Source organism: Streptomyces phaeochromogenes, from assembly GCF_001418655.1.
GTDB lineage: Bacteria > Actinomycetota > Actinomycetes > Streptomycetales > Streptomycetaceae > Streptomyces > Streptomyces phaeochromogenes.
Window position 1 is genome coordinate 1 of record NZ_LIQZ01000453.1, and the last position, 14,424, is coordinate 14,424.

The 14,424-nt window shown below is 72.2% G+C and carries 14 protein-coding genes; 4 read left to right on the forward strand and 10 right to left on the reverse strand.

Features of this window, described 5'->3' with window-relative positions; genetic code table 11:
• Nucleotides 1–38: 38 nt before the first annotated feature.
• Nucleotides 39–797, reverse strand: coding sequence for an LOG family protein (locus AOK17_RS42540; protein ID WP_055618012.1), 759 nt, complete (start codon nucleotides 795–797; stop codon nucleotides 39–41).
• Between the two features lie 106 nt (nucleotides 798–903).
• Nucleotides 904–1,983, reverse strand: a complete 1,080-nt coding sequence (gene dapE / locus AOK17_RS42545; protein WP_055618013.1) for a succinyl-diaminopimelate desuccinylase — start codon at nucleotides 1,981–1,983, stop codon at nucleotides 904–906.
• Between the two features lie 118 nt (nucleotides 1,984–2,101).
• Here dapE and AOK17_RS42550 point away from each other — a divergent pair, with 118 nt between their 5' ends.
• Nucleotides 2,102–3,094 carry a VldE C-terminal domain-containing protein gene (locus AOK17_RS42550; RefSeq protein ID WP_206190932.1) on the forward strand — a complete coding sequence of 331 codons (993 nt, stop codon included), beginning with the start codon at nucleotides 2,102–2,104 and terminating at the stop codon, nucleotides 3,092–3,094.
• A 364-nt stretch (nucleotides 3,095–3,458) separates the two neighbouring features.
• Nucleotides 3,459–3,866: a hypothetical protein gene (locus tag AOK17_RS42555; RefSeq protein ID WP_055618015.1), complete on the forward strand. Its 408-nt coding sequence runs from the start codon at nucleotides 3,459–3,461 to the stop codon at nucleotides 3,864–3,866.
• A 183-nt stretch (nucleotides 3,867–4,049) separates the two neighbouring features.
• Here AOK17_RS42555 and AOK17_RS42560 read toward each other — a convergent pair whose 3' ends face one another.
• Together AOK17_RS42560 and fdxA are read right to left on the reverse strand one after the other, a co-directional pair.
• On the reverse strand, nucleotides 4,050–5,144 hold the full coding sequence (locus tag AOK17_RS42560) for a bifunctional succinyldiaminopimelate transaminase/glutamate-prephenate aminotransferase (RefSeq protein WP_055618016.1): 1,095 nt from the start codon (nucleotides 5,142–5,144) through the stop codon (nucleotides 4,050–4,052).
• A 173-nt stretch (nucleotides 5,145–5,317) separates the two neighbouring features.
• Entirely contained in the window at nucleotides 5,318–5,638 is a 321-nt protein-coding gene (gene fdxA / locus AOK17_RS42565; protein WP_019058397.1) for a ferredoxin, read from the reverse strand.
• A 141-nt stretch (nucleotides 5,639–5,779) separates the two neighbouring features.
• On the opposite strand from fdxA, the gene AOK17_RS42570 reads away from it, so the two are divergent.
• Both AOK17_RS42570 and AOK17_RS42575 read left to right on the forward strand, forming a co-directional pair.
• Nucleotides 5,780–6,895 carry a GNAT family N-acetyltransferase gene (locus tag AOK17_RS42570; protein ID WP_079053602.1) on the forward strand — a complete coding sequence of 372 codons (1,116 nt, stop codon included), beginning with the start codon at nucleotides 5,780–5,782 and terminating at the stop codon, nucleotides 6,893–6,895.
• A 17-nt stretch (nucleotides 6,896–6,912) separates the two neighbouring features.
• Nucleotides 6,913–7,764 (forward strand): transglutaminase-like and tetratricopeptide repeat-containing protein, encoded by an 852-nt coding sequence (locus AOK17_RS42575; protein ID WP_055618017.1) that lies wholly within the window; start codon nucleotides 6,913–6,915, stop codon nucleotides 7,762–7,764.
• A 15-nt stretch (nucleotides 7,765–7,779) separates the two neighbouring features.
• Here AOK17_RS42575 and AOK17_RS42580 read toward each other — a convergent pair whose 3' ends face one another.
• From AOK17_RS42580 to AOK17_RS42605, 6 genes are all read right to left on the reverse strand, one after another.
• The gene (locus tag AOK17_RS42580; protein WP_055618018.1) at nucleotides 7,780–8,394 is read right to left on the reverse strand and encodes a response regulator transcription factor; all 615 of its coding nucleotides are present in this window, start codon (nucleotides 8,392–8,394) and stop codon (nucleotides 7,780–7,782) included.
• A complete protein-coding gene (locus AOK17_RS42585) occupies nucleotides 8,391–9,551 on the reverse strand; it encodes a sensor histidine kinase (RefSeq protein ID WP_055618019.1) in 1,161 nt (386 codons plus the stop codon). The genes AOK17_RS42580 and AOK17_RS42585 overlap by 4 nt, the downstream gene beginning before the upstream one ends.
• Nucleotides 9,548–10,288: an ABC transporter permease gene (locus AOK17_RS42590; RefSeq protein WP_055618023.1), complete on the reverse strand. Its 741-nt coding sequence runs from the start codon at nucleotides 10,286–10,288 to the stop codon at nucleotides 9,548–9,550. Before AOK17_RS42590 ends, AOK17_RS42585 begins: the two co-directional genes overlap by 4 nt.
• Before the next feature lie 68 nt (nucleotides 10,289–10,356).
• On the reverse strand, nucleotides 10,357–11,286 hold the full coding sequence (locus AOK17_RS42595) for an ABC transporter ATP-binding protein (protein ID WP_055618020.1): 930 nt from the start codon (nucleotides 11,284–11,286) through the stop codon (nucleotides 10,357–10,359).
• A 134-nt stretch (nucleotides 11,287–11,420) separates the two neighbouring features.
• Nucleotides 11,421–12,269, reverse strand: a complete 849-nt coding sequence (locus AOK17_RS42600) for an ABC transporter substrate-binding protein (RefSeq protein ID WP_055618021.1) — start codon at nucleotides 12,267–12,269, stop codon at nucleotides 11,421–11,423.
• A gap of 123 nt (nucleotides 12,270–12,392) precedes the next feature.
• A partial coding sequence (locus AOK17_RS42605) for a hypothetical protein (RefSeq protein ID WP_079053603.1) occupies nucleotides 12,393–14,424 on the reverse strand: 2,032 nt, incomplete at its 5' end.

Genomic DNA, 14,424 nt, shown 5'->3' on the forward strand with positions numbered 1-14,424 from the left:
GGGACGGGTAGGGGCGGCGGGGGCGAGGGAAAAACCCCCTACCTCCCCGCCTCCTTCGAAACCAGCGCCACCGCCTCGTCCACGTCGTCCGTGAGGTGGAAGAGGAGGAGGTCCTTCTCGGAGGCCTTGCCCTGGGCGATCAGGGTGTTCTTGAGCCAGTCGACGAGGCCGCCCCAGTACTCCGTGCCGAAGAGGACGATCGGGAAGCGGGTGACCTTCTGGGTCTGGACGAGGGTGAGGGCCTCGAAGAGTTCGTCGAGGGTGCCGAGGCCGCCGGGGAGGACCACGAAGCCCTGGGCGTACTTGACGAACATCATCTTCCGCACGAAGAAGTAGCGGAAGTTGAGCCCGATGTCGACGTACTGGTTGAGCCCCTGCTCGAAGGGCAGCTCGATGCCGAGCCCGACGGAGATGCCCTTCGCCTCGCAGGCACCCTTGTTGGCGGCCTCCATGGCCCCGGGACCGCCACCCGTGATCACGGCGAACCCCGCCTCGACCAGCCCGCGCCCGAGCGCGACCCCCGCCTCGTACTCCGGAGAGTCCGCCTTCGTCCGCGCCGAACCGAACACACTGATCGCGGGCGGCAGTTCGGCCAGCGTGCCGAAGCCCTCGATGAACTCCGACTGGATGCGCAGCACCCGCCAGGGATCGGTGTGGACCCAGTCCGAGGGCCCGCCGGCGTCCAGCAGCCGCTGGTCCGTGGTGCTCGCCTGCACCTGCCCACGCCTGCGCAGCACGGGGCCCAGCCGCTGCTCCTCCGGTGGCCGCTTCTTGCCCTCCGGGTTGCCAGTAGCCATGTCCGCTCCCTTCACGCGTGCGGGTCGTTCCACCCCAGCGTAGATCTACGCGGGTTACGGAGGGGGGACGCCGACATGTCCGCCATGAACCGCCGTCAGATACGGCTCATGCGGTCAGCCACGCCCTCAGCCGCTCCTCGCCCGCGAGGATCTTCGCGGTTTCCACCCTTTCGTCCCGCTTGTGTGCCAGATGCGGGTTTCCGGGGCCGTAGTTGACCGCTGGGACGCCGAGCGCGCTGAAGCGGGAGACGTCCGTCCAGCCGTACTTGGGCTGAGGGGTGCCCCCGACGGCCTCGATGAAGGCCGCAGCCGCGGGGTGGGAGAGGCCCGGCAGCGCCGCGCCGCTGTGGTCGTCGACCACGAACTCCTCGACACCGCAGTCGGCGAAGACCTCGTGGACGTGGGCCAGCGCTTCGGCCTCCGTGCGGTCGGGCGCGTAACGGAAGTTGACGGTCACCACGCACTCGTCGGGGATGACGTTGCCGGCCACCCCGCCAGAGATGCCGACGGCGTTGAGGCCCTCGCGGTACTCCAGGCCGTCGATGACCGGGTAGCGCGGCTCGTAGGCGGCGAGGCGCGCGAGGATCGGGGCGGCGGCGTGGATGGCGTTGGAGCCCATCCAGCTGCGCGCGGAGTGTGCCCGCTCGCCCTTCGTCCTCAGCAGCACCCGCAGGGTGCCCTGGCAGCCGCCCTCGACCTGTCCGTCGGAGGGCTCCAGGAGGACCGCGAAGTCGCCCTCCAGCCACTCCGGGTGTGCCTCGGAGACATGCTTCAGGCCGTTGAGGTGTGCGGCGACCTCTTCGTTGTCGTAGAAGACGAAGGTGAGGTCGCGGTTGGGGGCCGGGACCGTGGCCGCGATCCGCAGCTGGACGGCGACGCCCGACTTCATGTCGCAGGTGCCGCAGCCCCACAGCACGCCGTCCTCGTCGAGGCGCGAGGGCACGTTGCCGGCGATCGGGACCGTGTCGATGTGCCCGGCCAGGATCACGCGCTCGGCCCGGCCCAGGTTCGTACGCGCGACGACGTTGTTGCCGTACCGCTCGACCGTCAGGTGCGGCAGGGCCCTCAGCACGCCCTCGATCGCGTCCGCGAGGGGCTTCTCGGTGCCGCTCTCGGAGGGGAAGTCGACGAGCTGCGCGGTGAGCCGGGCGGCGTCCAGGGCGAGGTCAAGTTGGGTGTCGGCCATGCCGTCGACCCTAACGCGGCGGGCTCCGCGGCCCGGCCGGTGGCCTGATACCTCTGCCGTCACCGGCTTGTCCACAGTCCCACGGATGGCCGACAGTACTCTCCAGTACCTTGTACGCGTGCCAGAGCCGTCCCCCACCTCCGCCAGGTCCGTACGCCGTGGCCGTCTCCTCCGCTCCGGAGCCGCCTTCGTCGTGCTGCTCGCCCTCGCCGGCTATCTCGCCGTGCAGTACCTGACAGGGAGCACCGGAGAACCGAAGTGCACGGTCGTCTCCGGCAACGGCGACGGAGGGTCGTACGAGTTCACGGCGGAACAGGCGGTGAACGCGGCGACGATCACGGCCGTCGGCACCAACCGCGGCGTGCCCGAGCGGGCCGTCACCATCGCCCTCGCGACGGCCCTCCAGGAGTCCGCCCTGCGCAACATCAGCCACGGCGACCGTGACTCGCTGGGCCTGTTCCAGCAGCGGCCGTCACAGGGCTGGGGCACCGAGAAGGAGATCCTGGACCCGGCGTACGCGGCGGGCGAGTTCTACGAGCACCTGGAGAAGGTGCCGGACTACACGAAACTGCCGCTCACGGTCGCCGCGCAGCGCGTCCAGCGCAGCGGCTACCCGGAGGCGTACGCGAAGCACGAGCCGGACGCCACGCTCCTCGCCGCGGCCCTGACCGGGCGCGCCGCCGCCACCTTCACCTGCGAGGGCCGTCCGAGCACACCGCCCGAGGGCCCGGACGCGGTACGTGCCGCGCTCGTACGGGACTTCGGGCGCGACGCGTTCCAGGAGACGGGCGCCGAAGTGGCCGCCACACCCTCGGCCTCCCCGTCGGCGTCGACGGCCGTGCCGTCGACCTCGTCCACCGCCTCGAACGGCCCCGGCGGCACGCGCACCGTGACCGTGACCGTCCCGAAGACCCCGGCAGCGCAGGGCGGGGAGCGGCGGCGCGGCTGGGCCCTGGCGCACTGGGCGGTGGCCAACTCGTCGGCGCTGCACGTCGAGCGCGTCTCGTACGCGGGCCGGGCGTGGACGGCCGGGAGCACCCGCAGCGAGTGGCGCGACGACTCGGGCGCGTGGAACTCCACGGGCGAAGTCCGAATCGTCACCGGGCAGTAGTACGGGCCGTCACCCGTTGGGGGCATGCCCGGCGCGGCATGTCGACCTCCGGCCAGGTAATTCCTCCGGCCCTTCCCGCGCCTCGCGCGAATCCGCCAAACCCCTTGGGAACAAAGGGCCGTAGCGATTCGGCAGACTTTCCCACCGGGCGTTCTTTGCCCGGGTTTCTCCACAGCCGATAATGCGACGCATTGCCAACTCTTTACGTTGGGCCACCGCAACCTTCGCGGACTTCGAGCGGTAGTCACTGCGTCCGAGCCCGGAACGATCAACAGCCGGTCGATCGACGGAAGACCGACAGCCAGCCGGTCAACTGCCGGGCACGGTACGACACTTCACCGTTCTCTTCCGTCAAAGGAGCATCATGTCCCTCCCCCTGACCCGCCGGATCGCCCGTGCCGCGCTGCTCGTCGCAGCGGGAGCGGCAGCCGGGGTCGGTGCGGCCGGCTCCGCGAGCGCGGCCGAACTGCCGGCCACCCCCGACCTCGGCGGGCTGACCGCGCTGGACAACGCGGGCACCACCGTCGACGGCGCCGCGCAGAACGCCACCGGGCTCGCGGGTGACGCGGGCAGCAAGGCCGTCAAGAAGGCCGTGCCGACCGCGGGCAAGACCAGCGGCAAGGCCGTCAAGACCACCACTCCCGCCGCGCAGAAGACGGCGGGGGATGCCGCCGGGACCGCGGGTGAGGTGCTCGGTGACGCCGCGGGAGCCACCGGTGGTGGGCTGCCCGGGGCGGGGCAGCTGCCGCTTCAGGGCCTGCCGCTCGGCTAAGCCCCCCGGGGGCTTTACGGAGAAGGGGTCCAGGGAGTTTCCTCCCTGGACCCCTTCTCTTGTGTTCCCTCTTGCCCGGTACGTGAATGGGTGCGGGTGCGATGTGGCTGGTCGCGCCCACGCGGCGGAGCCGCAAATCAACACAGCCCCGCGCCCCCAAATGCCCAGGGCCGGGCAAACCCATCAGGTCAAGCGAGCTACCGCTGCCCCCACCCGTTCGTCCGTTGCCGTCAGTGCCACGCGGACGAACTTGTCGCCCGCCGGGCCGTAGAAGTCGCCCGGCGCCACCAGGATGCCGAGGTCGGCGAGGTGGGCGACGGTGTCCCAGCAGGGCTCGTCCCTGGTGGCCCAGAGGTAGAGGCTGGCCTCGCTGTGTTCGATGCGGAAGCCGTGGGCCAGGAGGGCGTCGCGCAGGGCGGTGCGGCGGGCCGTGTAGCGGGCGCGCTGTTCCTGGACGTGGGTGTCGTCGGAGAGGGCGGCGACCGTCGCGGCCTGGGTGGGCGCGGAGGTCATCATGCCGCCGTGCTTGCGGATCTGGAGCAGGTCACCGAGGACCGCGGAGTCACCGGCCAGGAACGCCGAGCGGTAGCCCGCCAGATTGGACCGCTTCGAGAGCGAGTGGACCGACACGATCCCCTCGTACGAGCCGCCGCACACGTCGGGGTGCAGGACCGAGACCGGGTCGGCCTCCCAGCCCAGCTCGATGTAGCACTCGTCGGAGAAGACGAGGATGCCGTGCTCGCGCGCCCAGGCCACGATCCGGGTGAGCTCCTGGAGGGAGAGCACGCGGCCGGTCGGGTTCGACGGGGAGTTGAGCCACAGCAGCTTGAGGCCGGCCGGGTCCAGGTTCGTGGGGTCGTCATAGGCGACGTAGTCCGCGCGGGCCAGGCGGGCGCCGACCTCGTACGTCGGGTATGCCAGGCGCGGGTAGGCGACCGTGTCGCCGGGGCCCAAGCCCAGCTGCGTGGGCAGCCAGGCCACCAGTTCCTTGGAGCCGACCACCGGCAGGACGTTGCGGTGGGTGAAGTCCCGTGCGCCCAGCCGTCGCTCGCACCAGCTCACCAGCGCGTCCCGCAGCTCCGGCGTGCCCCACACCGTGGGGTAGCCGGGCGAGTCGGCCGCCGCGACCAGGGCTTTCTGGATCAGGTCGGGCACCGGGTCGACCGGGGTGCCGACGGACAGGTCGACGATGCCGCCCGGGTGAGCGGCGGCCGTCGCCTTGAAGGGCTCCAGCTTGTCCCAGGGGAAGGTGGGAAGCCGGTCGGAGACTGCGGACACGGGTTCTGGCTCACTTTCTCGTACGGACGGGGGCGTCCGTACGGACGGGTGGCACGTACGGCAAACGCCTCGGTCCCGTACGGCGGCAGGCCGTACGGGACCGAGGCGGCGCTTCTACCGCCGGGCGGGGCCCCGGCGTCGCTGGGCGGGGCCCCCGGCATACGTACCGGCGCTTACTGGTTCTGCGGCGGCAGCGCTGCGACGAAGGGGTGGTCGCGCTCGATGAGTCCCAGCTTGCTGGCACCGCCGGGCGAGCCGAGCTCGTCGAAGAACTCGACGTTCGCCTTGTAGTAGTCCTTCCACTCCTCGGGAGTGTCGTCCTCGTAGAAGATCGCCTCGACCGGGCAGACCGGCTCACAGGCACCACAGTCGACGCATTCGTCCGGGTGGATGTACAAGGACCGGGAGCCCTCGTAGATGCAGTCGACCGGGCACTCCTCGATGCACGCCTTGTCCTTGACGTCGACACAAGGCTGCGCGATGACGTAGGTCACGCTGTCGTTCCTCCTCGATAGGGCGCTGGCGAGCCGTCTTCAGGCTCCGCCACCTGGCGCGCGGGAGCGCGGCGTCGTCGATGCCCGCACCTAGTATCTCCGTTCTTGGGCATGATCCGAACAGGAGGGTTGGACTGAGCTGTGGAATTCTCCGCACACTTCCGTCTCGAAGTCCGTGTTACCCCCGCTGACGTGGGGAAACGCGTCTCGGTGCGACGGTTGCGCGAAGACCCTCCTGAGGGTGAGAAGTTCACCGACACGGTTGGCGTTCTCACATCATGGGACGACGGTGTGCTGCTGATCACACGACGGTCCGGGGAGAGCGTCCGTATTCCGGAATCGGCGCTGGTGGCGGGCAAGGTCGTACCGGCCGCGCCCGCTCGGCGGAAGGGCCCGGCGGCCTCGTACGAGGAGCTGGCGCGGGTCGCCGCCCGGGCCTGGCAGCCGGTCGAGCGGGAGCGGCTCGGCGAGTGGGAGCTGCGGGCCGCCGCGGGGTTCACCCGACGGGCCAACTCGGTGCTGCCGCTCGGCGCCCCGGGCGTCCCCCTGGAGGACGCGCTGTCGCTCGTACGGGAGTGGTACGCGGCCCGGGGACTGCCCGCGTACGTGCAGACCGCGACCGGGGCGGCGGGCACGCAGGAGCTGCTGTGCGCCGAGCTGGAGGCGCGGGGGTGGGAGCGCGAGGTGACCGCGGAGATGTGGATCGGCGCGCTGGCGCCGATCGGTGATCTGCCGGACCCGGGACCGGACCGGCCCGTCGTGCTGGCGCGCGAGGCGGACGAGGCGTGGCTCGGCCGCTACCAGCGCAAGGGCGTGAGCGGGGTGGCCCTGGAGGTGCTGGGCAGCGGGCCCTCGGTGTGGTTCGCGACCGTGCCGGGCGCCGAACCGGGCATACCCGCGGCGATCGGCCGCTGTGTGATCGACGGTCGCTGGGCCGGTTTCGCCGCCGTTGAGGTCGATCCGTCCCTGCGCCGCCAGGGGCTTGCCACCACGGTCATGACGGCCCTGGCCCGCCGGGCGCTGTCCGAGGGCGCCTCGGCGGCCTGGCTCCAGGTGGAGGCCGACAACGCGGGCGCCCGGGCCCTGTACGCGCGGATGGGCTTCACGGCGCATCACGCGTACCACCACTACCTCGGGCCCGCGGCAACGGACGGCGGAGCCCCTGCGGGCGCCGACGACCGCGTCGGTCGTCTCCCCGGCGGCGAAATCGGCGGCGAAATCGGTGGCGGAGCCACAGAGCGGTATCGATCGGTGTGAAAGGGCACGAGGCAGCTATGCGTCCTCTTCATCCTCCCGGGCCCGAGCGGAGCGCCGAGTGGCGGCGGCGGTTCGGCGACGAGGCGCGGGCCGAGCGGCCCGATCTGTCGGCGCTGTGTCTGCTGGTGGGCGCCCAGGCGGACGGGGAGCTGGACGAGGCCGGGCTGGACGCGGCACAGATCGAGCTGGACCGGCTGGCCGGGGAGCTGCCGTTCCGGCCCGGCGGGCCGCGGTCCTGGGCCACGGCGCTCGCCGAGCATCTCGGTGACCGCTGCGGGTTCCGGGGTACGCCCGGTGACTATCAGCGGCTGGACTCCTCACTGCTGCACGAGGTGCTGCGGCGGCGGCGCGGGCTGCCGATCCTTCTGTCGGTGGTGTGGATGGAGGTCGCGAGGCGGGCGGGGGCCCCGGTGTACGGGGTTGCTCTGCCGGGGCACTTCGTCGTCGGCTTCGGTCCGCCGGAGCAGCAGGTTCTCGTCGACCCCTTCGACGGGGGCCGGGTACTGACCGGCCCCGACGCGGAGTTGCTGGTGGCCGGTGCGACGGGGGCACCGCTGGATCCTTCGATGCTGTCGCCCGCCGATCCGCTGGACGTCGTGCTGCGCATCCTCAACAACATTCGCGCCTGGGCCGCCGCGCGGCCGGAGCGGTCCGATGTCGCTCTGTGGGCCGTCGAGCTTTCTCTGTTGCTGCCGTCCCATCCCGCTCGTCTTCGGTACGACCGGGCGCAGTTGCTCGTCGAGCGGGGGGATTTCCTTACGGGGGCGTTGGAACTCGACGCGTACGCGGAGGTCGTGGCCGCCGTTGACGGGCCTGCCGCCGATCGGGTTCGGCGGCAGGCCCGGGCCGCTCGGGCCATGCTCAACTGAGATGCCTGACGGGCCCTACAGCCAGCCCTTCTCCCTCGCGATCGTGACCGCCTCCGCCCTGTTCCGGGCCGCCAGTTTCTGGATGGCCGTGGAGAGGTAGTTGCGGACCGTGCCGTGGGAGAGGTGGAGGGTCGTTGCCAGGTCGGCGTTGGTGGAGCCGTCGGCCGCGGCGCGGAGTACCTCGCGTTCGCGGTCGGTCAGGGGGTTGGCGCCCTCCGCCAGGGCAGCCGCGGCGAGTGCGGGGTCGATGACGCGTTCGCCGGTGAGGACCCTGCGTATCGCCTCGGCGAGCTGGGCGGCGGGGGCGTCCTTGACCAGGAAGGCGTCGGCGCCCGCCTCCATGGCGCTGCGGAGGTAGCCGGGGCGGCCGAAGGTCGTGAGGATGACCAGCTTGAGCTCGGGGAACTCCCGGTGGAGCTCGGCCGCCGCCTCGATGCCGGTGGCGCCCGGCATCTCGATGTCCAGGAGTGCCACGTCCACGTCGTGCCCGCGTACGGCGGCCAGCACCTCGTCGCCGCGGGCGACCTGCGCCACCACGTCGATGTCCGGTTCGAGGCCGAGCAGGGCGGCCAGCGCCTCGCGGACCATCGACTGGTCCTCGGCGAGCAGGACCTTGATCGTGCGGCTCATGCCCCGGATCCTACGGCCGCCGTGGCCGCCGGTACGCGGGCCAGCAGCCGGAACCCGTGCCGTGCGCCTCCCGCCTCCAGCTCCCCGCCCACCTTCTCCAGCCGCTCTCGCAGTCCGGTCAGCCCGTTGCCGGGACCGCTGCCCGCGCCGCCGCCGTCGTCCTCCACGCTCAGCTCCAGCACCGGCCCCTCCAGCGTCTGGCGCCGCACCAGCTCGACCGTGCAGCGCCGGGCCCCGCTGTGGCGTACGACGTTGGTGACCGCCTCGCGCAGCGCCCAGGCCAGCGCGGACTCGGTCTCCGAGGCGACGCCCGTGAGGTCCGGTTCGGCCGGCAGTTCAGCCGTGATGCCCGCCGCCGTGAGGGCGACCCGTACGCCCGCGAGCTCGCCGGCCAGCCGGGGCCGCCGGTAGCCGGTGACCGCCTCCCGGACGTCGACCATGGCCTGGCGGCTGACGTTCTCGATGTCGGCGACCTGCTGGGCCGCCTTGTCGGGGTGCTCGGGCAACATCCGGCCCGCGAGCTCGCTCTTCAGCGTGATCAGCGAGAGCGAGTGGCCGAGCAGGTCGTGCAGATCGCGGGCGAGCCGCAGCCGTTCCTCGTTGGCGGCGAGCTGGGCGACGGTGGCGCGGGCTTCGCGCAGTTCGATCGTCGTACGGATCAGGGTGCGGACGCCGACCATCGCGAAACCTCCGAGGAGCGCCGGGAGGAGCAGCGAGGCCAGGTACTCGTCCCCCTCCGGTACGGAGAGGGCGATCACCGTCATCAGCGCGGACACGCCCGGGACGGTCAGCCGTGCCAGCCGCGGCGGCAGTGCCGCGCCGGACGCGACCGACACGTACACGAACAGGACGAGCCACTCGCGGCCGAGGGTGAGCGAGAGGATCGAGGACTGGGCCGCGAGTACGGCCAGTGAGCCGAGCACCACACCGTTCGTCTCACCACGTCCGGCGCGGAAGATGAGGGCGAAGTACCAGACGACGAAGGCCACCAGGCCGATGACGCCGAGGACGCGGACTCCGTCGCTGTGCCCGCCGTGCAGCAGGTCGCTCACGGGCGCGCTCAGGTAGGCGAGCCAGATGCTGGTCCACAGGAGCTTGACCGCCCGCTGCTTCCGGTTCGTGGGGCGCTGCCCGATGCCGATCTCCACACCGCTCACGCCTTCAGCGTGTCCTTCCTGTACAGCCAGGCCGCGCCGCCCGCGAACAGGACGAAGGAGACGGCGAGGATGGCGAGGTCCTTCGCGTGCGGGGCCCGGCTCTGTTCGATGGCCTGCCCGAGGGCAGCGTACGCGTGCGTGGGCAGCCACTTCGCGATGTCCTGCAGCCAGTCCGGGAAGGTCGTCGTGGGCATCCACAGTCCGCCCAGCATGGACAGGCCGAAGTACACGATCATCGTGATCGGGCGGACCGCGTCACCGCTCGCCATGTAGCCGATGGCCACGCCGAGCGCGGCGAAGACGAGACTGCCGGCCCAGATCGCGCCGGTGAGCGCGAGCCACTGCCAGGCGTCCAGGCGTACGTCCTTCACGGCCGCGGCGACCACGAAGACGACGACGATCGACGGCAGGCTGATCACGGCCGCGCTCGCGGTCTTCGCGAAGACATAGCCGCGTCCGGGCAGGGTGGTGAGCCGCAACTGCCGTACCCAGCCGCTCTCGCGCTCCTTGGCGATGCGCTCGCTGTTGCCCATGAGGACGGCGGTCAGGGCGCCGAAGGACGCCATGGAGACCATGAAGAAGGTCGGCAGGGTGAGCCCGGTGCCGTCGACCTTCGTGGTGCTGTCGGCGCTGCCCGCGATCAGCAGGAACAGGGCCGAGGGGTAGATCACCGAGAAGAACAGGAACTTGCGGTTGCGCAGGGCTCGGATGATCTCCAGCTTGATCAGGCTGTTCATCCCGGACATGCCGTTCATGACCTTCATGGCCTTCAGGCCGTTCCCGGCGTTCGTGGCGGTCGTGGCGTTCATGAGGTGCGTGCCTCCTCGGCTGCGGTGATGGCGACAAAGGCCTGCTCCAGACCGAGTCCGGCCACTTCGAGGTTGCGGGGGTAGACGCCGAGCCCGTACAGGGCGTGGACGGTCGCGTCGGCGTCGGAGGACTGGATGCGGACCGTGTGGCCCGACACGTCGAGGGCGGTGAGGAAGGGCAGGTCGCGCAGCGCGGGCTCGTCGATCGGCCCCTCCAGGTCGAACGCGATCCGCCGGGCGCCGGCCTTCGCCTTGATCTCGGCGGCGGTGCCGTCCGCGAGCAGCCGCCCCCGGTGCAGGACGAGCACGCGGTCGGCGATGGCGTCGGCCTCCTCCAGGTAGTGCGTGGCGAACAGGACCGTCCGCCCCTGGTCGGCCTGCTCGCGCATGGTGGCCCAGAAGGCCTGGCGCGCGGAGACGTCCATGCCGGTCGTCGGCTCGTCGAGCACGATGAGGTCGCTGTCCCCGGCCGTGGCGAGCGCGAAGCGCACGCGCTGCTGCTGGCCGCCCGAGAGCTTGTTGACCTTGCGGTCCGCCAGTTGTGTGAGGCTCGCGCGGGCGAGGACGTCGGACACGGGGAACGGCTTCGGGTGCAGGTCGCAGGCCAGCCGCACCAGTTCCCCGACCGTGACCTCGTCCATCAGCCCGCCGCTCTGCAGCATCGCGCCGACGCGCCCGCCGACGATGGCCTCCCGCGGGCTGCCGCCGAACACCCGCACCGAGCCGCTGTCCGGGTGCTTCAGGCCGAGCAGCAGGTCGAGCGTGGTCGACTTGCCCGCCCCGTTCGGCCCCAGCAGGGCCACGGTCTCGCCCGGGTGCAGGGCCAGCGTGAGCCCGTCCACGGCCCGTACGCTTCCGTAGGTCTTGGTCACCTGATCGAACCCGACCACCGAGCCGGTGGCCTCCGCTGTCGCAGTCGCTGTCATGTGACCCAGCGTGGCGGGAGACGGGCCCCGCCCGGCAGTGTCGGCCGTCGTGACTCCCGGATGACAGATGTCATGTGCGGGTACGCGGAGGCGACCGGCCGAGGCGGTCAGGGGGTCAGGGGGTCACACGAAGCTCACCTCTTGGCCCCCACCACCTCCAGCGCGTCAGCCACCGAGCGGAGGAAAGCGGCGTACGCGTGGGCGCTGCACGGCAGTTCGGGGTTCCAGGGCTCCACGGTCGCGGTCGCGGTGAGGGCCTCCCAGGCGGGCACGGACTCCAGCTCCCTCGCCGGTACGGCGTTCGCGCGGGCGTCCGCGAGGACCAGGTCGGGGGCGAGGCCGAGGGCACGCTCCCAGGTGGTGGTGGCCCAGTTCGCGCCCCCGTCGCCGGGCTCGACCAACTCCACGCCCAGCTCGGCCAGATGACGCAGCTCGGGCCAGGTGCCGGGCCGGGCGAGATGCACCTGGCGGGCTCCGGCGGCCGACAGCGCGAGCACCTTCAGCGGAACGGAGGCGGCGGACCGCACGGCGTCCTCCGCGGCGGCCAACTCGCTGTCCCCGCCCGCCGGTTCGCCGCCGAGGGCCACCGCCAGCTGGTCGAAGCGCGCCAGGATGTTGGGCAGCGAGGTGTCGCCGCCGACCGCGAGGGCGAGGACGGGTGCGCCGGCCCGTTTCGCCGCCGCCTCCGTGACGGCGTACGGCTTGTCCCGGTCGTACGTGACGTCGACGACGATGTCGGGCCGTACGGAACGAATGGCGCCGTCGTCGAGTCCCTTGCCCGCGCCCAGGTACGGGACGTCGGCCAGGGCGCCGGACTTGGCGCGGTCGGGCTCGTCGCCGTCGTGGCCTGATCCGTACACGCCGACAGGCCGCACCCCCAGATCCCACAGTGCCGCGCCCGCGCGGACGTACGCGGCCACCCTCTCGGGCCGCCCGATGCGACGTAACGTGATCCCCCGGTCGTCCGTGAACTCCCAGCCCATACCGGCACCCGCCCCTTCGACGCCCGCCCGGCGCGGGCCACTCGGGCCACGATGAGCCGGTCGCCGGAACGAGACAAGGGGACACCCGGCCATCGCCGGGTGCCCCCTTCAACCAGTCCGCGACTAGCTGGGGTTGGTCTCGATCACTCCGACACGGTCCGCCGCCGTCTTGCCGAGGAGCGCCGGGCGCATCGCGCCGACCACGTCCTGGGGTGTGACGGGGGTCTTCTTGCCGTTGCCCCGGGTGATCAGTACGCCGTCGAACGCGCCGCCGTACAACTCCTTCAGCGCTTCCAGGTCGTAGTACTCGACCAGCTTGCCCTGGGCGTTGGCCTTGACGCCGAGGAACTTCCACAGGGAGTTCTCCGGGCTGAACGGGAGCTCCACCCCGCCGGCCTTGATCGTCACGTTGGCCGACATCGCGGGCTGCGCGAACGCCTTCATCATGCGGTCGACCTCGGCCTTGGTGACCTTGGGCTCCTTGGCCGTGGTGGGGACCTTGACGGTCGCCGCCTTACCGGTCTCCACCTGGGCGCGGTACGCCTCCTCGACGGCCTCCGTCGACTGTCCGGTGTCGATGCCCTTGCCCGCCTTGCCGTAGACGGCGACGGCCTTGCCCGACTGGAACTTGATCGTGCCCTCGGTCGCCGAGCCGGAGCCGCCCGCGGCGCGCTCCAGGGCGGCCGTCAGCTTCTCCTCGTCGACAGGCATCGCGGGGTCGACCACGCGGTGGTTGCCGAACAGCGAGCCGATCACCGAGACGGGGTTGTAGTCGCTGCCCGCCGCGGACCGTACCGTCGCCTGGCTGTCGAGCTGGAGCCCGGCCTGGTCCGGCCTGAGTGCGACGGTGTCGCCCTCGACCGAGAGCTGCAGCGGCTTGGCCGCCCGCGTCTTGAAGGCGTCGTCGAGCTTCTTGACGGCCTCGTCACGGGTGCCGCCGCCGATGTCGACGCCGAGCACGGTGGTGCCCTTGGGCACGTCGGAGTGGTTCATGAGCAGCCCGGCGCCGTACGCGATGCCGCCGAGGGTCACCACGCCGGTGACCAGCAGAACCAGCTTGCTGCGGCCCTTTTTCTTCTTGGGCCGCGAGGCCGCGGGCGCCGCCGGCGAAACCGGCTCGGGCAGCTTCGGGGGCTGGTGCGGCAGCGGTCCGTCGGTGTGCGCGCCCGGTCCGAACGGGGAGTTCGGGGCGGGCGGCACGACGGGGATGCCGCTGGTCAGCGTGTGTCCGGAGACGTTCTCACCGGGGCCGCCGTAGCCCGGCGTACCGGGTTCGGGGGCGGGCTTCTGCGGGGTGAGGATCGCGGTGTCGTCGCTCATCCCGCCGCCGGGACCACCGGTGAAGGACGAGCCGTGCTGGGCGCCCTTGCCACCGGGGAAGCCTGAGGCGCCGGGACCACCGGGGCCGCCGCCCTGACCGGGACCACCCGGACCGCCGGGGCCACCGGGCCCACCAGGTCCGCCGGGGAAGCCGGAGCCGTTCTGGGCGCCGTTGGGGCCGGGGAAGCCCGAGCCGTCCGGGGCTCCCGGTCCGCCGGGTCCACCCGGTGCGCCGTGGAAGGCGGCGGCACCCTGACCGTTCTGGTCACCCATGCCACCACGGACCCGCGGACCGCCGGGTGCACCGGGGCCGCCCGGACCACCGGGGAGACCCTGACCACCGGGACCGCCAGGAAGACCCTGACCGCCATGCCCGCCCGGGGCTCCGCCGCGCACAGTGCCGGGCGGTGCCAGCTGGCCGTCGCCGGTGACCGGACCGCCGGTCGGGCCCGAGGGTCCGCCCTGGCCGCCGCCGGAGAAGTAGGGAAGCCCGTCGCGCCGCGGCTCACCGCCGCCGTCGCCCGTGCCGTCCGTCGGATACGGCGAGTTGCCGGGTCCGCTGCCCAGCGGACCCGCCGCCAGTGCCGCGGACACGTCGAAGGAACCGGTACCGCCGCCGTGGCCGGGGGCCACGGGCCCGGTACCGCCCGCGCCGGGCAGTCCCGCGCCGTTGGTACCGCCGGGCCGGGAGCCACCGGGCCTGGCCGCACCGCCGGCTCCGGCGCCCTTGGGCGCGCCTGAACCGGAGGGCCGTGCACCGGAAGCGCCAACTGCCGCTCCGGCACCCGTGCCGGGGCCCGGCGCACCCGAAGCGCCGGGCGTCCCGGCGCCGTTG